18 protein-coding genes are annotated in these 19,124 nt (G+C 61.7%); 12 read left to right on the top strand and 6 right to left on the bottom strand.

Annotated features, from left to right (window positions below; all coding sequences use genetic code 11):
- Positions 1–111 precede the first annotated feature (111 nt).
- The 5 genes from V8N38_RS23805 (at position 112) to argD (ending at position 6,197) form a co-directional block, all read left to right on the top strand.
- Complete coding sequence (locus V8N38_RS23805; RefSeq protein ID WP_033636285.1) at positions 112–1,797, top strand: sensor histidine kinase; 1,686 nt, start codon at positions 112–114, stop codon at positions 1,795–1,797.
- Positions 1,797–2,522 carry a two-component system response regulator BtsR gene (gene btsR / locus V8N38_RS23800; RefSeq protein WP_047729698.1) on the top strand — a complete coding sequence of 242 codons (726 nt, stop codon included), beginning with the start codon at positions 1,797–1,799 and terminating at the stop codon, positions 2,520–2,522. Before V8N38_RS23805 ends, btsR begins: the two co-directional genes overlap by 1 nt.
- 151 nt (positions 2,523–2,673) lie before the next feature.
- Entirely contained in the window at positions 2,674–4,200 is a 1,527-nt protein-coding gene (locus tag V8N38_RS23795) for a helicase HerA-like domain-containing protein (RefSeq protein ID WP_033649312.1), read from the top strand.
- A 72-nt stretch (positions 4,201–4,272) separates the two neighbouring features.
- Positions 4,273–4,848: an aminodeoxychorismate synthase component II gene (locus tag V8N38_RS23790; protein ID WP_049198366.1), complete on the top strand. Its 576-nt coding sequence runs from the start codon at positions 4,273–4,275 to the stop codon at positions 4,846–4,848.
- A 131-nt stretch (positions 4,849–4,979) separates the two neighbouring features.
- Positions 4,980–6,197, top strand: coding sequence for a bifunctional acetylornithine/succinyldiaminopimelate transaminase (argD, locus tag V8N38_RS23785; protein WP_147840501.1), 1,218 nt, complete (start codon positions 4,980–4,982; stop codon positions 6,195–6,197).
- 40 nt (positions 6,198–6,237) lie between these two features.
- Here the strand turns inward: argD and V8N38_RS23780 are convergent, their stop codons facing one another.
- Together V8N38_RS23780 and crp are read right to left on the bottom strand one after the other, a co-directional pair.
- The gene (locus tag V8N38_RS23780) at positions 6,238–8,316 is read right to left on the bottom strand and encodes a YccS/YhfK family putative transporter (RefSeq protein WP_147840500.1); all 2,079 of its coding nucleotides are present in this window, start codon (positions 8,314–8,316) and stop codon (positions 6,238–6,240) included.
- 50 nt (positions 8,317–8,366) lie between these two features.
- Positions 8,367–8,999 (bottom strand): cAMP-activated global transcriptional regulator CRP, encoded by a 633-nt coding sequence (crp, locus tag V8N38_RS23775; RefSeq protein ID WP_004090925.1) that lies wholly within the window; start codon positions 8,997–8,999, stop codon positions 8,367–8,369.
- Positions 9,000–9,381: 382 nt separating this feature from the next.
- Here crp and V8N38_RS23770 point away from each other — a divergent pair, with 382 nt between their 5' ends.
- A complete protein-coding gene (locus V8N38_RS23770) occupies positions 9,382–9,789 on the top strand; it encodes an OsmC family protein (protein WP_147840499.1) in 408 nt (135 codons plus the stop codon).
- A 38-nt stretch (positions 9,790–9,827) separates the two neighbouring features.
- Here the strand turns inward: V8N38_RS23770 and V8N38_RS23765 are convergent, their stop codons facing one another.
- The 3 genes from V8N38_RS23765 to V8N38_RS23755 all read right to left on the bottom strand — a co-directional run bounded on the left by V8N38_RS23765 (position 9,828) and on the right by V8N38_RS23755 (position 12,059).
- Entirely contained in the window at positions 9,828–10,697 is an 870-nt protein-coding gene (locus V8N38_RS23765) for a phosphoribulokinase (protein WP_033636275.1), read from the bottom strand.
- Between the two features lie 151 nt (positions 10,698–10,848).
- Entirely contained in the window at positions 10,849–11,082 is a 234-nt protein-coding gene (locus V8N38_RS23760; protein WP_004930376.1) for a YheU family protein, read from the bottom strand.
- Positions 11,079–12,059: a hydrolase gene (locus V8N38_RS23755; protein WP_047729705.1), complete on the bottom strand. Its 981-nt coding sequence runs from the start codon at positions 12,057–12,059 to the stop codon at positions 11,079–11,081. Before V8N38_RS23755 ends, V8N38_RS23760 begins: the two co-directional genes overlap by 4 nt.
- Positions 12,060–12,178: 119 nt before the next feature.
- Between V8N38_RS23755 and V8N38_RS23750 the strand changes: the two genes are divergently transcribed.
- From V8N38_RS23750 to tauD, 6 genes are all read left to right on the top strand, one after another.
- Positions 12,179–12,781: a LysE family translocator gene (locus tag V8N38_RS23750; RefSeq protein WP_060424559.1), complete on the top strand. Its 603-nt coding sequence runs from the start codon at positions 12,179–12,181 to the stop codon at positions 12,779–12,781.
- 10 nt (positions 12,782–12,791) lie between these two features.
- The gene (locus tag V8N38_RS23745) at positions 12,792–13,574 is read left to right on the top strand and encodes a PhzF family phenazine biosynthesis protein (protein ID WP_147840498.1); all 783 of its coding nucleotides are present in this window, start codon (positions 12,792–12,794) and stop codon (positions 13,572–13,574) included.
- A 114-nt stretch (positions 13,575–13,688) separates the two neighbouring features.
- On the top strand, positions 13,689–14,684 hold the full coding sequence (gene tauA / locus V8N38_RS23740) for a taurine ABC transporter substrate-binding protein (RefSeq protein WP_060424564.1): 996 nt from the start codon (positions 13,689–13,691) through the stop codon (positions 14,682–14,684).
- A gap of 9 nt (positions 14,685–14,693) precedes the next feature.
- A complete protein-coding gene (gene tauB, locus V8N38_RS23735) occupies positions 14,694–15,461 on the top strand; it encodes a taurine ABC transporter ATP-binding subunit (RefSeq protein WP_147840497.1) in 768 nt (255 codons plus the stop codon).
- Positions 15,458–16,294, top strand: a complete 837-nt coding sequence (gene tauC / locus V8N38_RS23730; protein WP_033631937.1) for a taurine ABC transporter permease TauC — start codon at positions 15,458–15,460, stop codon at positions 16,292–16,294. Before tauB ends, tauC begins: the two co-directional genes overlap by 4 nt.
- Positions 16,291–17,139, top strand: a complete 849-nt coding sequence (gene tauD / locus V8N38_RS23725; protein ID WP_033636267.1) for a taurine dioxygenase — start codon at positions 16,291–16,293, stop codon at positions 17,137–17,139. Before tauC ends, tauD begins: the two co-directional genes overlap by 4 nt.
- 3 nt (positions 17,140–17,142) lie before the next feature.
- Here the strand turns inward: tauD and V8N38_RS23720 are convergent, their stop codons facing one another.
- Complete coding sequence (locus tag V8N38_RS23720; RefSeq protein WP_147840496.1) at positions 17,143–19,056, bottom strand: ABC transporter ATP-binding protein; 1,914 nt, start codon at positions 19,054–19,056, stop codon at positions 17,143–17,145.
- Between the last annotated feature and the right edge of the window lie 68 nt (positions 19,057–19,124).

The raw sequence follows: 19,124 nt of genomic DNA, 5'->3' as shown, positions 1-19,124 counted from the left end.
AGCCTTGCCTTCATCACTGTTTTCTCCTGCGCCCCATGCTCTAATCGGCAGACAATAATCAGACCGGAAATCCGGCGTTCGCCCTTTGTTGTCTCTGGATGAGTTGCTGCCATGTATGAATTTAACCAGGTGCTGTTGCTGCTGCAGCAGATGTGCGTCTATCTCGTTATCGCCTATCTGCTGAGCAAAACCCCGCTGTTCATCCCGCTGATGCAGGTGACCATTCGCCTGCCGCACAAGCTGCTGTGCTACGTGATCTTCTCGGTGTTCTGCATCATGGGCACCTATTTCGGGCTGCACATTCAGGATTCGATCGCCAACACCCGCGCGATAGGCGCGGTCCTGGGCGGGCTGCTGGGCGGGCCGTCGGTGGGCTTTCTGGTCGGGCTGACCGGTGGCCTGCACCGGTATACGCTCGGCGGCATGACCGATGTGGCCTGCGCGATTTCCACGGTGTCGGAAGGCCTGGTCGGCGGCATTGTGCACAGCATCGCCATGCGCCGGGGGCGCATCGAGCTGCTGTTCAATCCGCTGTTCGTCGGCGGCGTGGCGCTGGTGGCGGAAGTGCTGCAGATGGCGATCATCCTGGCGGTGGCGCGCCCTTACGACGAAGCGTTGCAGCTGGTGGAGCACATCGCGCTGCCGATGATGATCGCCAATACCGTCGGCGCGGCGATGTTCATGCAAATCCTGCTGGATAGGCGCGCGATGTTCGAAAAATACACCAGCGCCTTCTCTTCCAAGGCGCTGAAGATAGCCGAGCGCACCGAGGGCATCCTGCGGCAGGGGTTCGATCAGGAGAACAGCATGAAGGTCGCCCGGGTGATCTATCAGGAGCTGGGCATCGGCGCGGTGGCGATCACCGATCGCGACAAGCTGCTGGCGTTTATCGGCATCGGCGACGATCATCACCTGCCGGGCACGCCGATCGCCTCGGTGCATTCGCATCGCGCCATCGACAACAACGAGGTGGTGTACGCCGACGGTAATCAGCTCTCTTATTGCTGCTCGATCAACCCGGCCTGCAAGCTGGGTTCGACGCTGGTGATCCCGCTGCGCGGCGAAAACCAGCGGGTGATCGGCACCATCAAACTGTACGAACCGAAAAGCCAGCTGTTCAGCACCATCAACCGTACGCTGGGCGAAGGCATCGCCAGCCTGCTGTCGGCGCAGATCATGGCCGGACAGTACGAGCGCCACAAGCAGCTGCTGGCGCAGTCGGAGATCAAGCTGCTGCATGCGCAGGTCAATCCGCATTTCCTGTTCAATGCCTTGAATACCCTGGTGGCGGTGATCCGCCGCGATGGCGAGCGCGCCTGCGATCTGGTGCAGTCCCTCTCGACCTTCTTTCGTAAAAACCTCAAACGCTCGGATGACGAAGTCAGCCTGGCGGACGAGATTGAACACGTGAACGCCTACCTGCAGATCGAGAAAGCGCGCTTCGCCGATCGGCTGGAGATCGCGGTATCGCTGCCGGAGGCGCTGTTGGCGGTGCGGCTGCCGGCGTTCTCGCTGCAGCCAATCGTCGAAAACGCCATCAAGCATGGCACCTCGCATCTGTTGGGCGTGGGTCGCATCGAAATCGGCGCCTGCTGCGAAGGCGAGCATCTGCTGCTGCAGGTGACGGACAACGCCGGGCTGTTCCAGCCGAAACCGAACTGCAGCGGGCTGGGGATGAATCTGGTGGATAAACGCATTCGCGTGCGCTACGGCGAAGGCTATGGCGTGCAGGTGGATTGCCGGCCGGACGCCTACACCCGCATTACGCTCAATGTCCCCATGGAGAGGGCCGCCTGATGTTAAACGCACTGATTGTTGACGATGAACCTTCCGCCCGCGATAACCTGCGCCATCTGCTGGAGGCCGAGGCGGAGATCGCGATTATCGGCGAATGCGCCAACGCCATCGAAGCCATCAGCCAGATCCACCGGCTGCAGCCGGACGTGGTGTTTCTCGATATCCAGATGCCGCGCATCAGCGGGCTGGAAATGGTCGGCATGCTGGATCCCAACCGCATGCCGCACATCGTGTTTCTGACCGCCTACGACGAATACGCGGTGCAGGCGTTCGAGGAGCATGCCTTCGACTATCTGCTGAAGCCGGCGGAGCCGAAGCGGCTGAGCAAGACGCTGCAACGCCTGCGGCAGCGCAGTGCACCGCAGGACGTGGCGGCGCTGGAAGAGAGCGCCGGTTACCTGAAATACATTCCCTGCACCGGCCACAGCCGCATCTATCTGCTGCGGTTCGACGAAGTGCTGGCGATCCGTTCCAAACTGAGCGGGGTCTTCGTGGTGCGCAGCGACGGCATGGAGTGTTTCACCGAGCTGACGCTGCGCACGCTGGAAAGCCGTACGCCGCTGGTGCGCTGCCATCGGCAGTATCTGGTCAACCTGGAGCAGGTGCGCGAGATCCGCTTTGAAGAGGGCGGTGCGGCGGAGATGATCATGTCGGCCGGGGATCCGGTGCCAGTCAGCCGACGCTATTTGAAGGCGCTGAAAGAGCAACTGGGGCTGCGGGGGTGACGCAGGTCTTAGGGGGATTCTGAAAAGACAGGCATCATGGGCATCCCGACGGCGCCCTTTTTGTTTGTCCTTGACGGGGTTACGCGGCGCTTATAGCTTTATTGCATCAACAGGCGCGTTTCGCGCTGCGTCAGCGTCAAAGGAACAGAAAATGAGTGAACCACGGATTATCGCCAAAGCGATGAAAGACGGAAAACCGGAGCAGGATCTGGTGATTTTGCCGGCGTTGGCCAACCGCCACGGGCTGATCACCGGGGCAACCGGCACCGGCAAGACGGTGACGCTGCAGAAAATGGCCGAACAGTTCTCGCGCATCGGCGTGCCGGTGTTCCTGTCCGACGTGAAGGGCGATCTGTCCGGCATCGGCGCCGAGGGCGTGCCTTCCGAGAAACTGCAGGCGCGCCTGGCGGCGATCGGCGTCACCGACTGGCAGCCGCAGGCCTGCACCATTATCCCGTGGGATATTTACGGCGAAAAGGGCCATCCGATCCGCGCCACGATTTCCGATCTCGGGCCGCTGTTGCTGGGGCGCCTGTTGGATCTGAACGAGGTGCAAAGCGGCGTGCTGCAGTTGGTGTTCAAGATCGCCGATGACAATGCGCTGCTGTTGCTGGACATGAAGGACCTGCGCGCCATGGTGCAGTTCGTCGGCGACAACGCCAAACAATTCCAGACCCAGTACGGCAATATCTCTGCCGCGTCGATCGGCGCCATCCAGCGTGGGTTGCTGACGCTGGAAGAGCAGGGCGCCAACCAGTTCTTCGGCGAGCCGATGCTGGACATCAACGATCTGATGAAAACCGACGCCAACGGTCACGGCGTGATCAACCTGCTGGCGGCGGACAAGCTGATCAATCAGCCGAAGCTGTATTCGGTATTCCTGCTGTGGCTGCTGGCCGAGCTGTTTGAGCACCTGCCGGAAGTGGGCGACCCTGAACAGCCGAAGCTGGTGTTCTTCTTCGATGAGGCGCACCTGCTGTTCAACGATGCGCCGGCGGCGCTGTTGACCAAGATCGAACAGGTGGTGCGTTTGATCCGCTCCAAAGGCGTCGGCATTTACTTCGTCACCCAGAACCCGCTGGACATTCCGGACAGCGTGCTGGGCCAGCTGGGCAACCGCGTACAGCATGCGCTGCGCGCCTTTACTCCGCGCGATCAGAAGGCGGTGAAGACGGCGGCGCAAACCCTGCGCGCCAATCCGGCCTTCGATGCCGAAACGGCGATCACCGAGCTGGGCGTGGGCGAAGCGCTGGTGTCATTCCTCGACGAGAAGGGCCGGCCTAACGTGGTGGAGCGGGCGATGGTGATCGCGCCGGAATCCAAAATGGGCATGCTCGGTGCGGAAGGGCTGAACAGCGCGATCAACAAGTCGCCGCTGTATGGCCGCTATGAGGATATGATCGACCGCGAATCCGCCTACGAGAAGCTGTCGTCGGGCGGCTTCGCCACCGTCGGCACCCCGCAGCAGGGGCAGCAACCGCAGGCGCAACAGCAACAACAGCAGGCGGGCGGCGGCCTGATGGACGGCCTGAACGAGCTGCTGTTCGGTTCCACCGGCCCGCGCGGCGGCAAGCGCGACGGCATCGTCCAGACCGCCGCCAAGAGCATGGCGCGCGATCTCGGCCGCCAGATCCTGCGCGGCGTGCTGGGGTCGATCACCGGCGGCCGTAAAAAGTAAGCGGAAATTATCGTCGGCAGCGGCGGGTTAAATCAGTACACTGTGGCGGCATTTTTCTCTGCCGGACCTAACATGCTGCTGCTGATCGATAACTACGACTCCTTTACCTATAACCTTTACCAGTACTTCTGCGAATTGGGCGCCGAGGTGCTGGTGAAGCGCAACGATGAGCTGCAGCTGGCCGATATCGAGCGGCTGGCGCCGCAGCATCTGGTGATTTCCCCTGGCCCCTGTACCCCGAACGAAGCGGGTATCTCGCTGGCCGCCATTCGTCATTTCGCCGGCAAGCTGCCGATCCTCGGCGTGTGCCTGGGGCACCAGGCGCTGGGGCAGGCGTTCGGCGCCGAGGTGGTGCGCGCCCGCGCGGTGATGCACGGCAAAACCTCGGCGATTCGTCACCTGGGCGTCGGCGTGTTTCGTGGCCTGAGCGATCCGCTGACCGTGACCCGCTATCACTCGCTGGTGCTGAAAGCCGATACGCTGCCGGACTGTTTTGAAGTGACCGCCTGGAGCGAGCGCGACGGCGTGCGCGACGAGATCATGGGCATCCGCCACCGCACTTTGGCGTTGGAAGGCGTGCAGTTCCATCCGGAAAGCGTGCTCAGCGAGCAGGGCCACCAGCTGTTGGATAATTTCCTCAAGCGTTAATTCCGGTGCGCTTTTTTCGCCCGCCAGGCGTTTTGCGTTTGCGCTTGATTGGTTTTTTATGCATATTTCGTGATTATGTTTTCAATATGACATTACGATAGCGCTGAAAAACTTTCAGGGTGGAGCCGAAAATGACTGAAAAATCCGCAGTGAGCCGCAGTACCTTTGACCAGGTGATCCTGCCTGTTTATGCGCCTGCCCAGTTTGTGCCGGTGCGCGGCCAAGGCAGCCGGGTCTGGGATCAGCAGGGAAAAGAGTACATCGATTTTTCCGGCGGCATCGCGGTGACGGCGCTGGGGCACTGCCATCCGGCGCTGGTCGAGGCGCTCAAACGCCAGGGCGAAACCCTGTGGCATACCAGCAACGTCTTCACCAATGAGCCTGCGCTGCGCCTGGCAAGCAAACTGATCGACGCTACCTTCGCCGATCGGGTGTTCTTCGCCAACTCCGGCGCTGAGGCCAACGAGGCGGCGTTCAAACTGGCGCGCCATTACGCCATCACCCGCCACAGCCCGTACAAAACTAAAATCATCGCTTTCTATAACGCGTTTCACGGCCGCACGCTATTCACCGTGTCGGTGGGCGGGCAGGCTAAATACTCCGACGGGTTCGGGCCGAAGCCGGCCGACATCGTGCACGTGCCGTTCAACGATTTGGCGGCGGTGAAGGCGGTGATGGACGACCACACCTGCGCGGTGGTGATGGAGCCGATTCAGGGCGAGGGCGGTATTACGCCGGTCGACGCCGGCTTCCTCAAAGGCGTGCGCGAGCTGTGCGACCAACATCAGGCGCTGCTGGTGTTCGACGAAGTGCAAAGCGGCATGGGGCGCAGCGGCAAACTGTTCGCCTATATGCATTATGGCGTGACGCCGGACATTCTCACCACCGCCAAGGCGCTGGGCGGCGGTTTCCCGGTCAGCGCCATGCTGACCACCGAAGACATTGCGTCGGTGATGCAGGTGGGCACCCACGGCACCACCTACGGCGGCAACCCGCTGGCCTGCGCGGTGGCGGAGGCGGCGCTGGACGTGATCAATACGCCGGAGGTGCTGAGCGGCATTGAGCAGCGTCATGCGCTGTATGTGCAGGCTTTGCAGCATATCGGCGATAAATACGGTATTTTCACCGCGATTCGCGGCATGGGGCTGCTGATTGGCGCCGAGCTGACGCCGCATTATCACGGCAGGGCGCGCGACTTCCTCACCGTCGCCGCCGCGCGTGGGTTGATGATCCTCAATGCCGGGCCGAACGTGATCCGCTTCGCGCCGTCGCTGGTGGTGGAGCTGCAGGATATCGAGGCCGGCATGGCGCTGTTCGAGCTGGCGGTGCAGGATGTGATCAACGCCTGAAGCCCGCGCGGCATATAACGGGGCGCGGCATGCCGCGCCCTTATTGATCGCGCAGTTTGCGCTTGAGCCAGATGCCGTGGTGCGGGCGCTGGCGCCAGGCCAGCGACGAAATGGTGTGCATCACGCTCAGGTGCGACAAAATGCGCCGCAGATGGCGCTCCATCTCGGTAACGGGCATGTCCGGATGCAGATCCGGCGGCTGCATGATGCCGCTGTTGCCGCTGCTCGGGCCGTCGTATTCCAACCGCTGCTGGCAGCTTTGCAGCGCGATTTCACAGGTCTGCAGATACTCTTCCGCCAGTTTCGGCGTCAGCATGTAGTGCTCGCGTGCCAGAATGGTCATGGCGTTCAGGTGTTCGACGATGAACTGGCTGTGAGTGACCCACAGCCGCATGTCCGCCAGATAGTTTGACGCGAACCCCGGCTCTTGCATCGCCTGATTGAGCGAGGTGAACAGCGCGTTGTGTGCCTGGTTGACCTGCATGCGGGTATAGGCCAACGCGGTGGCGTCCGGTTCCGGTTGCTTCAGCATCAGCCGCAGCGCGGCTTGATCGTTCTCCAGCGCCTGATGGGCATTCTTGCGCAGCAGCCCGCTTTGCCACTGCGGCCACAGCCAAATGGTGCCGCCGAACGCCAGCACGCAGCCGATCAGCGTATCGATCAGGCGCGGTACCAGAAAATGCGAGCCGTTCAGCGCCAGCAGCTGCAGGGTGTAAACCGCCGTGACCGTAAAGCCAATCACCGACAGCCCGTAGTTCTTGCGCGAAACCAGGTAGGCCAGTAGGGTGATCACCAGCATGATGCTCAGCGTTTCTCCCTCCGGCAACTGCAGCTGCAGCAGCCCGGCCGCCAGCAATAGCCCGGCAATCGTGCCCAGCGCACGGTGCTGAATACGCACCCGGGTGGCGTTATACCCGTTTTGGCTCACCAGCATGATGGTGAGCAGGATCCAGTAAGGCTTCGGCAGGTTGAATACCGCACCCAGGCTGCTGCCGACCGCCAGCGCTACGCCCAGCCGCGCGGCGTTGCGCAGGGCGGTGGATTTGAACGACAGATAGCTGACCAGCGCCGGCCAAAACGGCAGGCGGTGCTGGCCGGGCATCAGGTCGCGGCGGTACAGTGGATGCTGGGTGCGCAGCAGGCGGGCGATGCGGCTGAAGTGGTAATAACAAAACTGGCCGACCGGATTATCGGGATGCTGCGCCGCCATTTTTTCCAGCGCCGCCAGCTCGTGGGTCATGGAGAAGCGCTTCGAATGTTGATGATAGAGAATATCGTGCGCCACCACGCGCAGTCGGCCGGCGATCACCTGAGCATTGCGGCGAATGATCGCTTCGGCCTGGCTCTGCTCCACCAGTTTTTGCACCTCTTCCGGCAGATGCAGGCTGACGGTGATGTGCTCCTGCAGGTCCATCGCCACCTGAAAGGCGCGCTGCAGGCGCTTTTGCTCGAGGTTGTTGGCGTGCGGCAGGAAATTAAGCTGTTGGTACAACAGGCTGATCAGATCCATCACCTTTTGCTGGCGCACCAGCAGCGGCGGCAGCGCGGTCTGCGGATCGGTGTGCTGGGTCAGCAGTGAGTATTTGGCTTCGAAATAGTCCGCCAGTTCCAGGTAGAGCTGGCTCAGCGTCTCGCGCATCGGCTGCTCTTTCCACAGCTTGAACCAGAACCAGGTGAATAAGCCGTACCAGGCGGTGCCGATCGCGTACAGCAGCGGCGCCTGCCAGATGGGTACCGTGCCGGCCGTGCTGAGGGCGAAGATGGCGGCCACCAGCGCCGCCGGCAACAGCCGGGCGTGCAGCGGGCTGATTTCCCCGGTGACGCCGAGCAGCAGCGCCAGGCCCAGCATCAGCGCCGGCAGCGGCACGTGCCACAGCAGGGCCTGTTGCAGCAGCACGCTGCTGAAGGCGAACAGCGAACCGCCGACGATCAGCCGTTTAAAGAAGCGCTTATGCGGCGTATCCAGCCCGGCGATATTGCAGCAGGCGGGCACGAGGGAGAACATCAGGCCGAGCTGCAGCTGGCCTATCAGCAGGCCGAACAGTACCGGCAGGCACAACACCAGCGTTTGTCGCAGTGCGTAGTTGATTTCCGGGTGGTAGATCAGGCGGCGCCACATGGCAGAGAGCAGACAAAAAAACGGCGCAGACTGCGCCGTTTTTTCAGGGATTAACGGGTGCCGTAGACGACAATGGTTTTGCCGTGGGCGGAAATCAGGTTTTGATCTTCCAGCATTTTCAGAATACGGCCAACGGTTTCACGGGAGCAGCCGACGATCTGGCCGATCTCCTGACGGGTGATCTTGATCTGCATGCCGTCCGGGTGAGTCATGGCGTCGGGTTGCTTCGCCAGATTCAGCAGGGTTTGCGCGATGCGGCCGGTAACGTCCAGGAAGGCGAGGTTGCCCACTTTTTCGGAGGTGACCTGCAGGCGGCTCGCCATTTGGGCGGACAGACGCATCAGGATGTCCGGGTTCACCTGGATCAGCTGGCGGAATTTCTTGTAGGAAATTTCGGCCACTTCACAGGCGGTTTTCGCGCGAACCCAGGCGCTGCGCTCCTGGCCTTCTTCGAACAATCCGAGCTCGCCGATGAAATCCCCCTGGTTGAGGTAGGACAGGATCATCTCTTTACCTTCTTCATCCTTGATCAGCACCGCGACGGAGCCTTTCACGATGTAGTAAAGCGTTTCGGCCTTTTCACCTTGGTGAATCAGCGTACTCTTCGATGGATATTTGTGGATATGGCAATGAGACAGGAACCATTCGAGAGTAGGGTCTGTTTGCGGTTTGCCGAGAACCATTCGCTGTTATCCTCTGTTGTTATCGCTGCCTTGTGTCACAGGGGTCAGAGTTCCCTGTAAAACCCGCCTGTAGCCGCAGTCATGAGCGAGGGCTACCGGCAAGTTTTGAGGCGTGTCATAAAAATACGCTGTCGCTCTAGCATATTAACTTGCCGTAAGCGCTGCAAGCTACATTCTGTTAACATACCGGTAAAGGAGCCTTTCTCTGGGCGTTTCCCTGAAATTCAGTGTCCCGGAAAGATTTATTGCGGCTCTGTTTGTAGCACAGAGTAAGGCGGGTGTCTCGTGTTGTCTCGCTTCAGCATGATTAGCATCAGGTTACGTTGCCTGTTTCTATGCGAAAGCGTACTCTGATTTTAAGAAATCAACCGGAGTGACCAGAATGCAGGCAAGAGTTAAATGGGTGGAAGGGTTAACGTTTTTGGGGGAATCGGCCTCCGGCCACCAGGTGCTGATGGACGGCAACGCCGGTGATAAAGCGCCCAGCCCGATGGAGATGGTGCTGATGTCGGTGGGCGGCTGCAGCGCGATCGACGTGGTGTCCATCCTGCAAAAAGGGCGCAACGACGTGCGCGACTGCGAGGTGAAGCTGACCTCCGAGCGCCGCGAAGAAGCCCCGCGGTTGTTCACCCATATCAACCTGCACTTCATCGTTACCGGCCAGGACCTGACCAACAAGATCGTCGAGCGTGCGGTGAACCTGTCGGCGGAGAAGTACTGCTCGGTGGCGCTGATGCTCAACAAGGCTGCCACGGTGACCCACAGCTTCGAGATCCGCCAACCGGCGTAATCGAAACGGAGCGCGGCCCGGCGCCGCGCTCAACGCATTTATTCGATCTTCTTGCCTTCCAGCAACCGCTGCACCAGCGGCGCCATGATCAGCTCCATCGCCAGCCCCATCTTGCCGCCCGGAACCACTAACGTATTGATGTGTGAGATAAAAGAGCCCTGCAGCATCGCCAGCAAATAGGGGAAATCTATCTGATCCAGCCCGCGGAAGTGGATCACCACGAAGCTTTCGTCCAGTGAGGGAATCGCCTTGGCGGCGAACGGGTTGGAGGTGTCCACCGTCGGCACACGCTGGAAGTTGATGTGGGTGCGCGAGAACTGCGGCGTGATGTAGTTGATGTAATCTTCCATCGAACGCACCACCGAATCCATCACCGCTTCGCGAGAGTGGCCGCGCTCGCCGGTATCGCGGATCAGTTTCTGAATCCACTCCAGGTTGACGATCGGCACCACGCCGACCAGCAGATCGACGTGGTTGGCCACGTCATGGTGCTCGGTGACCACGCCGCCGTGCAGCCCCTCGTAGAACAGCACGTCAGTCGGCGCCGGCAGCGGTTCCCACGGGGTGAAGGTACCCGGCACCTGATTGTAGGGCACCGCTTCGTCGTAGGTGTGCAGATACTTGCGCGAGCGCCCGGTGCCGTTCTTGCCGTAGTCGATAAAGCTCTGCTGCAGCAGGCCGAAGTCGTTGGCCTCGGGGCCGAAATAGCTGATGTGTCTGCCCAGATCGCGCGCCTTGCGGATCGCCGCGTCCATTTCCGGCCGGGTGTAGCGATGGAAGCTGTCGCCCTCCAGCTCGGCGGCGCGGATGTTGAGCTGTTGGAAGATCTTACGGAACGCCACGCTGGTGGTGGTGGTGCCGGCGCCGCTGGAACCGGTCACCGCGATAACGGGATGTTTGGCAGACATGATGGTTGTCACTCCGTGTTGAATGCGCCGGCGTCAGGGGATTATTGTGGCTCTTGTTGACGCTCTCTATCTCAGGAAAAAATGGCGCGCGCTGGTTTGCAATGCCCCATTGTTACCTGATTTTTTCCGTCAGTCATAGAACCGAGCGCCACTAAATTTCTTCCTGCCCGGCGCGGAACTGGCCGCGCGGCATGATGTTGACGCTCTCGTGCAGTTCCGACCACACCAGCACCACTTCGCCGTTTTTCAGCTGGCGGCGCACGTCCTCCACCTTCTGTTCCAGCGAGCGTTCGTGTTCGCCGTAATCGGTGCCTTCGCGCAGTACAAAGGATTCGATCAGGCTGTTCAGGGTGTCGGTTGCCAGTTCTTGCCAGGGAATGATCACGTCGGGATGTCCAGATAAGGGGAAAGCCAGGCCGGAATGCGATGTTCCAGCCACATGTGCGGTTTTTTCAGCGTGCCGCCGACGAAGCCGACGTGGCCGCCGTACTCGGTCAGTTGATATTCGATATTGCGCGGCAGGCCGGCGACGTCGGGGATCACCTCATGGGTCATGAAGGGATCGTCCTTCGCATGGATGATCAGCAGCGGCGTCTGAATAGCTGGCAACAGTGGCAGGGCGCTGCAGCGGCGATAGTAGTCGATAGCGTCGCTAAAGCCGTGAATGCGCGAGGTAATGGCGTCGTCGAATTCGCGAATGCGTCGCAACCCGTTCAGCTGTGACAGCTTGAGCGGCAGAGTGTCCGGGTAGTGCAACAGCTTGCGGGTGGCGTTTTGTTTCAGCTGCCCCAGCAGGTAGCGCTGATAAACGCGGGAGAAGCCTTGCTCCATGCGGTAGGCACAGGGCTCCAGCATCAGCGGCGCCGAGACCACCACCGCCGCCTGCAGCAGGCTGTCGGCGCCTTGCTGCGCCAGATAGCAGGCCAGCATGTTGCCGCCGAGCGAAACGCCTACCGCCGCGGTTGGCACCTCGCCGTAGCGGTCGCGCAGCCAGCGCAGGAAGAAGCGTGCATCTTCGGTTTCACCGGAGTGGTAGATGCGCTGCTTGCGGTTGGGCACGCCGCTGCAGCCGCGAAAGTGCATCACCACGCCGAGCCAGCCACGCTCACGCCAGGCGTTGAGCAGGCCATGTGCGTAGGGGCTGTAGAAGCTGCCTTCCAGGCCGTGGAACAGCACCGCGCGCGGTTTGTCGCGCGCCTGCGCCGGATCTTCGCTCCAGGCGAGATCGACGAAATCGCCGTCGGGCAATTCCAGCCGTTGCCAATGCGGTTTCAATAACACGCGGCGGCGCACCAACCGCGGCAACAGCGTTTGCAGGTGCGGGTTACTGGCCCCGGTCAGAGGGCGAAAAGTGTTAGGCATAGGCTGAGTAAAAATGTTGTGGGCGGCTATTGTGAGATCCCTAGCGCACTGTTAGCTTCAATACCAAGAACTAACAATGATACTGCAAAAAAGCGCCTTGGGTGAGGAGCACCCGTGCCATGGAACCGAGTTTATTCCTTTCGATGCTGGGCTTCCTGTGGGTCGCCGCCATCACGCCTGGCCCCAATAACCTGCTGTTGACCACCTCTGGCGCTAACTTCGGCTTTATGCGATCGCTGTGGCTGATGGTCGGTATCATGCTCGGCATGCAAAGCATTTTGCTGCTGGTGGCCTTCGGTGTCGGCAGCCTGATCCTGGTCTACCCGTCGCTGCACCTGATCCTGAAAATCCTCGGCAGTCTGTACCTGCTGTGGCTGGCGTGGAAAGTCGCCACCGCCGCCTATGAAAAACTGGAAACCGACGTGGCGCCGCCGCAGCCGGTGCGGCTGTATCAGGGCTGGCTGCTGCAGTTCCTCAACCCGAAAGCCTGGCTGATGGCGCTGGGGGCGGTGGCCAGCTTCAGCCTGGCGGGCGATAAGTACAACGGATCCATTGCGGCGATCGCGCTGGGCATTTTGGTGGTCAACATTGTCGCCGGCATTATCTGGCTGGCGTTCGGCACCGTGATCGGCCGCCTGCTGCGCAGCAAAAAGGCCTGGGTTATCTTCAACGGTTCCATGGGGTTGTTGACCGCAGCCTGTGTGTTACTGATCTGGCATTAAGGAGCGAACGATGGCGGAAAATTATTATCACGTGGTTGCCTTTACCGGCAAAGGGCTGCGCGGCAACCCGGCCGGGGTTTGCCTGCTGACGCAGCCGCTGCCGGCTGAGCGGCTGCAGGCGCTCGCCAACGAGATCGGCCTGCCGGAAACCAGCTTTGTCTGGGATGACGGCGACATGACTGCTATCCGCTGGTTTACCCCGGAACGCGAGGTCGATCTTTGCGGCCACGGCACCCTGGCAGCGGCGCATGTGATGTTCAGCGCGATCAATCCGGCGCTGCAGGATATCCGCTTCCGTTCGGCCGGCGGCGAGCTGTTCGTCAAGCGCGATGCGCAGGACGGGGAACGGCTGGTGCTCGATTTCCCTGCGCGGCCGCCGCAGAAGGTGGCTGAACCGGCGGGCCTCGCGGCGCTGCTGGGCGTGCAGCCGCAGGAGGTGTGGCAGGCGAAAGCGCTGATGGTGGTGCTGGAAAACGAGGCGCAGGTACGCGCGCTGCGGCCGGACATCCCGGCGCTGATCGCGCTGGCCGGGCGTGCGGTAATCGTTACCGCGCCGGGTGACACCGTGGACTTCGTGTCGCGTTATTTCACGCTCGACGGCGGTGAAGATCCGGTTACCGGCTCCGCGCACTGCACGCTGATGCCTTACTGGACGGCGCGTCTCGGCCGCCATCGGCTGCATGCGCAGCAGATCTCGGCACGCGGCGGCGAACTGTTCTGCGAACTGCACGGGGATCGCACGCTGCTCGGCGGCTATGCTCATGTGTTCCTGCGCGGAAGTATCGCGCTGTAACCCGCGTTTATATTACTCACGGTAATAAAGAAGACTTTTTTATTCTTTTATAGCCCGTCATCGCTCAGATAAAACTGTCAGCAACTGAACAGATTTTTATCAACGGAGCGGAACATGGCGGGCAAACTCTTTTCCTTACGCAACGCGGCGCTGTTGGCGCTGTCGCTCAGCGCAACCAGCGCCTACGCGGTGGATGTGACCGTGGCGTACCAGACGTCGGCAGAACCGGCCAAGGTGGCGCAGGCGGAAAACAGCTTCGCCAAACGGTCCGGCGCGACGGTCGACTGGCGTAAGTTCGACAGCGGCTCCAGCGTGCTGCGTGCGCTGGCCTCCGGCGACGTGCAGATCGGCAATATCGGCTCCAGCCCGCTGGCGGTGGCCGCCAGCCAGAAACTCCCCATCGAAGTGTTCCTCATCGCCTCGCAGCTCGGCAGTTCCGAAGCGCTGGTGGTGAAAAATGACATCAAAAGCCCGCAGGATCTGATCGGCAAGCGCATTGCGGTGCCGTTTATCTCCACCACCCATTACAGCCTGCTGGCCTCGCTCAAGCATTGGGGCATCAAGCCTGAGCAGGTGAAGATCCTCAATCTGCAGCCGCCGGCCATCGCCGCCGCCTGGCAGCGCGGCGACATCGACGGCGCCTACGTCTGGGCGCCGGTGGTCAACGAACTGGCCAAACAGGGCAAGGTGTTGACCGACTCCGCGCAGGTGGGCGAATGGGGCTCGCCGACGCTGGACGTGTGGGTGGTGCGCAAAGACTTTGCCGAGAAACATCCCGACGTGGTGACCGCCTTTGCCGCCAGCGCCCTGCAGGCGCAAAAAGCCTACCTGGCGGCGCCGGAACAGTGGCTGAAAGATCCGAACCACCTCAGCACGCTGGCGCGCCTGAGCGGCGTGCCGGAAGCGCAGGTGCCGGAGCTGGTGAAGGGAAACCGTTATCTGCCGGTGGCGGATCAGGTTGCCCAGCTCGGCCAGCCGGTGGACAAGGCGATCCGCGATACCGCCGAATTCCTCAAGCAGCAGGGCAAGATCCCGCAGGTCGACAGCGACTACAGCGCTTACGTGACCGACCGCTTTGTGAAACAGGTGCAGGCTGCGCCGCAGTCGTAAGGAAGCAGGATGCTAAACGTCAATCATCTTTCAGCAGAGTATCAGGGGCGGCCCGCGCTGCGTGACGTGTCGTTCCAGATCGCCACCGGGCAACTGGTGGTGGTGCTCGGCCCGTCGGGCTGCGGCAAGACCACGCTGCTGAATTTGATCGCCGGGTTTATCGAGCCTTCATCTGGCAGCATCACGCTGGATGGAACGCCCGTTCACGGCCCGGGCGCCGAACGGGGCGTGGTGTTCCAGCATGAGGGCTTACTGCCGTGGCGCAACGTGGTGGACAACGTCGAGTTCGGCCTGCAGCTGGCCGGCGTCGGCAAGGCGCAGCGCCGCCAGGTGGCGGAGCAGATGCTGCAGCGCGTGGGGCTGGCGGGCTATGAGCGGCACTTCATCTGGCAGCTTTCCGGCGGCATGCGCCAACGCGTCGGCATCGCCCGCGCCCTGGCCGCCGATCCGCGTCTGCTGTTGCTGGACGAGCCGTTCGGCGCCCTGGACGCGTTCACCCGCGAGCAGATGCAGGAGCTGTTGCTGACCATTTGGCGTGATACCGGCAAGCAGGTGCTGCTGATCACCCACGATATCGAAGAGGCGGTGTTCCTCGCCAGCGAACTGCTGCTGCTGTCGCCGGGGCCTGGGCAGGTGGTGGAGCGGCTGTCGCTGAACTTCGGCCAACGCTATGCCGACGGCGAAGCCTGCCGCGCCATCAAGTCAGATCCTGAATTTATTGCGCAGCGCGAATACGTGCTGGGCAAAGTTTTCCAACAGCGCGAGGCCTTGCTATGAGCCTGCATTCCACTCTGAAGGCCGCGGCGCAGCCGCAGGGCAAAGCGGCACGCCGTTTCAGCGTGCCGCGCAACGTTTGGCTGAGCGGCGCCACGCTGTTGACGGTGTTGATCGTCTGGTGGGGCGTGACGGCGCTGCAGCTGATCAGCCCGCTGTTTTTGCCGGCGCCGCAGCAGGTGCTGCACCAGTTGATCACCATCGCCAGCCCGCAAGGCTTTATGGACGCCACGCTGTGGCAACATCTGGCGGCCAGCCTGGGGCGCATTCTGGTAGCGCTGTTGGCGGCGGTGATCGTCGGCATTCCGGTGGGCATCGCCATGGGGCTGAACGACACGGTACGCGGCATCCTCGATCCGCTGATTGAAATCTATCGCCCGGTGCCGCCGCTGGCCTATCTGCCGCTGATGGTGATTTGGTTCGGCATCGGCGAAACCTCAAAGATCTTACTGATTTATCTGGCTATCTTCGCGCCGGTGACGCTCTCTGCCGTGGCCGGCGTGCGCAGCGTGGCGCAGGTGAGGGTGCGTGCCGCCCGCGCGTTGGGCGCCACGCGTTGGCAGGTGCTGCGTTTCGTGGTGCTGCCGAGCGCGCTGCCGGAGATCCTGACCGGCATTCGCATCGGGCTGGGCGTCGGCTGGTCGACGCTGGTGGCCGCCGAACTGATCGCCGCCACGCGCGGCCTGGGATTTATGGTGCAATCCGCCGGTGAGTTTCTGGCGACCGACGTGGTGTTGGCCGGCATCGGCGTGATTGCGGTGATTGCATTTGGGCTGGAGCTGGGGCTGCGTGCCCTGCAGCGCCGATTGACCCCGTGGCATGGAGTACAGCAATGAACGAACGTCTGAATATCACCCCGCTGGGGCCTTACATCGGGGCGCTGGTGGAAAACGTCGAATTGGCCCGGCCGCTGGGCGACGGCCAGTTTGAACAGCTTTATCATGCCTTGCTGAAGCATCAGGTGCTGTTCTTCCGCAATCAGCCGATCACGCCGCTGCAGCAGCGCGATCTGGCCGGCCGCTTCGGCGATCTGCATATCCATCCGGTCTATCCGCACGCCACCGACGTGGAAGAGATCATCGTGCTCGATACCCACGACGACAACCCGCCGGACAACGATAACTGGCACACCGACGTGACCTTTATCGAGAACCCGCCGCTGGGGGCGATCCTGGCGGCCAAGACCTTGCCTTCCACCGGCGGCGATACGCTGTGGGCCAGCGGCATCGCGGCCTACGAGGCGCTGTCGGCGCCGTTCAGAACGCTGCTCGCAGGGCTGCGTGCGGAGCATGACTTCACCAAGTCGTTCCCGGAACACAAACATCGCGGCAGTGAAGAGGAGCATCAGCGCTGGCAGCTGGCGGTGCAGAAAAACCCGCCGCTGCTGCATCCGGTGGTACGCACCCACCCGGTCAGTGGCCGGCAGGCGCTGTTCGTCAATGAAGGGTTTACCACGAGGATCGTCGATCTGGCGCCGAAAGAGAGCGACGCTTTGCTGAACTTCCTGTTTGCTCACATCACCAAACCGGAGTTTCAGGTGCGCTGGCGCTGGCAGGAAAATGACGTGGCGATCTGGGATAACCGCGTAACGCAGCACTACGCCAACGCGGATTATCTGCCGCAGCGGCGCATCATGCACCGCGCGACCATTCTGGGGGATAGGCCTTTTTACAAGGCCTGAGGCTTAGGCTTCGAACGCCTGCGTTAACTGTTCCAGTTGTTCCTGTGCATCCAGCCAGGTCATTTCCGTCTCTTCCAGCGCGGATTTGGCCTGGCTTTGCTTTTGCAGGCAGTCGGTCAACTCGGCCTTGCGGCTGATGTCGTACAGTGCGGAATCCGCCAGCTGTTCCTCCACCGTCGCCAGTTCGGCGCCCAGTTTTTCCATTTGCTGTTCCAGCTTGGCAATCTGCTTGCGCAGCGGCTGGGTCTGCGTACGGAACTCCGCCTCGCGGCGTTTTTGATCCTTGCGCGCCTGCGCGCTGTTGCCGCCGCTCTCTTTTTCCGGTGCGTCCTGCTGGCTTTCCTGGCGCTGCAGGTCGACAAGCCACTGCTGGTAGTCGTCGAGATCGCCCTCGAAAGGCTCGACCTGGCCGTCGTGCACCAGGTACAGATCGTCGGTGGTGGAACGCAGCAGGTGACGGTCGTGCGAGACCACCACCAACGCGCCTTCGAAATCGATCAGCGCTTCGGTCAGCGCCTGACGCATGTCGAGATCCAGGTGGTTGGTCGGTTCATCGAGCAGCAGCAGGTTAGGGCGCTGCCAGACGATCAGCGCCAGCACCAGCCGCGCCTTCTCGCCGCCGGAGAAACGTTCGGTCACTTCGCTGACCTTGTCGCCCTGGAAACCGAAACCGCCCAGATAGTCGCGCAGCTGCTGCTCCAGCACCCGTGGTGCGATGCGGCTCAGGTGCTGCAGCGGCGATTCGTCGGCGCGCAGGAATTCCAGCTGGTGCTGGGCGAAGTAACCCAGCTTGATGCCTTTCGCCAGGCCGATCTCGCCGCTCAGCGGTTCCAGAGTGCCGGCCAGCAGTTTGATCAGCGTCGATTTACCGGCGCCGTTGCGGCCGAGCAGGCCAATGCGCGAGCCGGGCACCAGGTTCAGCTTGATTGACTTCAGGATCACCTTGTCGCCATACCCGGCGCTGACTTTGTCCATGCGCAGCAGCGGATTCGGCAGGCTTTCCGGCGGACGGAAGCTGAAGGTGAACGGGTTGTCGACGTGCGCCGGGGCGATCAGCTCCATGCGCTCCAGCATCTTGATGCGGCTCTGCGCCTGCTTGGCCTTGGTGGCCTGCGCGCGGAAACGGTCGATATAGCTTTGCAGGTGCGCCACTTTCTCTTGCTGGTGCTGATACAGCGACTGCTGCTGCGCCAGCTTGGTGGCACGCTGGCGTTCGAACGACGAATAGTTACCGGTGTATTCATTCATCGTCTGCTGTTCGATATGCAGGATCTTGTCGACGATCGGATCGAGGAAGTCGCGGTCGTGCGAGATCAGCACCAGCGTGCCGGGATAGCTTTTCAGCCAGCGCTCCAGCCAGATCACCGCGTCGAGATCCAGGTGGTTGGTCGGTTCGTCGAGCAGCAGCAGGTCGGAACGGCACACCAGCGCCTGCGCCAGGTTGAGGCGCATGCGCCAGCCGCCGGAGAAGTCGCGCACCGGGCTTTGCAGCTGTTCGTTGGAGAAGCCGAGGCCGTGCAGCAGGCTGGCGGCGCGGGAGCGGATGGTCCAGGCGTCGATGGCGTCCAGCTTGCCGTGCAGGGTGGCGATGGCGTGGCCGTCGTTGCGATCGTTGGCCGCCTGCAATTCGGCTTCGAGTTGGCGAAACTCGCGGTCGCCGTCGATAACATACTCGATTGCCGGCACGTCCAGCGCCGGCGTCTCCTGGTTGACCCAGGCCAGCGCCCAGTTGCCGGGGAAGGTGAAGCTGCCGCCGTCCGCCGCGATCTCGCCCTTCAGCAGCGACAGCAGCGTGGATTTGCCGCAGCCGTTTTTACCCACCAGGCCGACCTTCTGACCTGGATTAACCGTCGCCGTGGCGTTGTCCAGCAGGACGCGGATGCCGCGTCGGATTTGTAGCGAGGAGAATACAATCATAAAGCGCCGTATGTTCAGAGTATGTTAAATTATCATTAAGGTAACAGAACGCGCACCGCGCGCTGTTT

The sequence above is a fragment of the Serratia nevei genome, assembly GCF_037948395.1.
GTDB lineage: Bacteria > Pseudomonadota > Gammaproteobacteria > Enterobacterales > Enterobacteriaceae > Serratia > Serratia nevei.
This window is presented reverse-complemented; position numbering and strand designations above follow the sequence as displayed.

Coding starts and splice junctions, on each gene's coding strand:
- V8N38_RS23805 (WP_033636285.1), top strand. CDS start 112: ATGTATGAATTTAACCAGGTGCTGTTGCTGCTGCAGCAGATGTGCGTC.
- btsR (WP_047729698.1), top strand. CDS start 1,797: ATGTTAAACGCACTGATTGTTGACGATGAACCTTCCGCCCGCGATAAC.
- V8N38_RS23795 (WP_033649312.1), top strand. CDS start 2,674: ATGAGTGAACCACGGATTATCGCCAAAGCGATGAAAGACGGAAAACCG.
- V8N38_RS23790 (WP_049198366.1), top strand. CDS start 4,273: ATGCTGCTGCTGATCGATAACTACGACTCCTTTACCTATAACCTTTAC.
- argD (WP_147840501.1), top strand. CDS start 4,980: ATGACTGAAAAATCCGCAGTGAGCCGCAGTACCTTTGACCAGGTGATC.
- V8N38_RS23780 (WP_147840500.1), bottom strand. CDS start 8,316: ATGTGGCGCCGCCTGATCTACCACCCGGAAATCAACTACGCACTGCGA.
- crp (WP_004090925.1), bottom strand. CDS start 8,999: ATGGTTCTCGGCAAACCGCAAACAGACCCTACTCTCGAATGGTTCCTG.
- V8N38_RS23770 (WP_147840499.1), top strand. CDS start 9,382: ATGCAGGCAAGAGTTAAATGGGTGGAAGGGTTAACGTTTTTGGGGGAA.
- V8N38_RS23765 (WP_033636275.1), bottom strand. CDS start 10,697: ATGTCTGCCAAACATCCCGTTATCGCGGTGACCGGTTCCAGCGGCGCC.
- V8N38_RS23755 (WP_047729705.1), bottom strand. CDS start 12,059: ATGCCTAACACTTTTCGCCCTCTGACCGGGGCCAGTAACCCGCACCTG.
- V8N38_RS23750 (WP_060424559.1), top strand. CDS start 12,179: ATGGAACCGAGTTTATTCCTTTCGATGCTGGGCTTCCTGTGGGTCGCC.
- V8N38_RS23745 (WP_147840498.1), top strand. CDS start 12,792: ATGGCGGAAAATTATTATCACGTGGTTGCCTTTACCGGCAAAGGGCTG.
- tauA (WP_060424564.1), top strand. CDS start 13,689: ATGGCGGGCAAACTCTTTTCCTTACGCAACGCGGCGCTGTTGGCGCTG.
- tauB (WP_147840497.1), top strand. CDS start 14,694: ATGCTAAACGTCAATCATCTTTCAGCAGAGTATCAGGGGCGGCCCGCG.
- tauC (WP_033631937.1), top strand. CDS start 15,458: ATGAGCCTGCATTCCACTCTGAAGGCCGCGGCGCAGCCGCAGGGCAAA.
- tauD (WP_033636267.1), top strand. CDS start 16,291: ATGAACGAACGTCTGAATATCACCCCGCTGGGGCCTTACATCGGGGCG.
- V8N38_RS23720 (WP_147840496.1), bottom strand. CDS start 19,056: ATGATTGTATTCTCCTCGCTACAAATCCGACGCGGCATCCGCGTCCTG.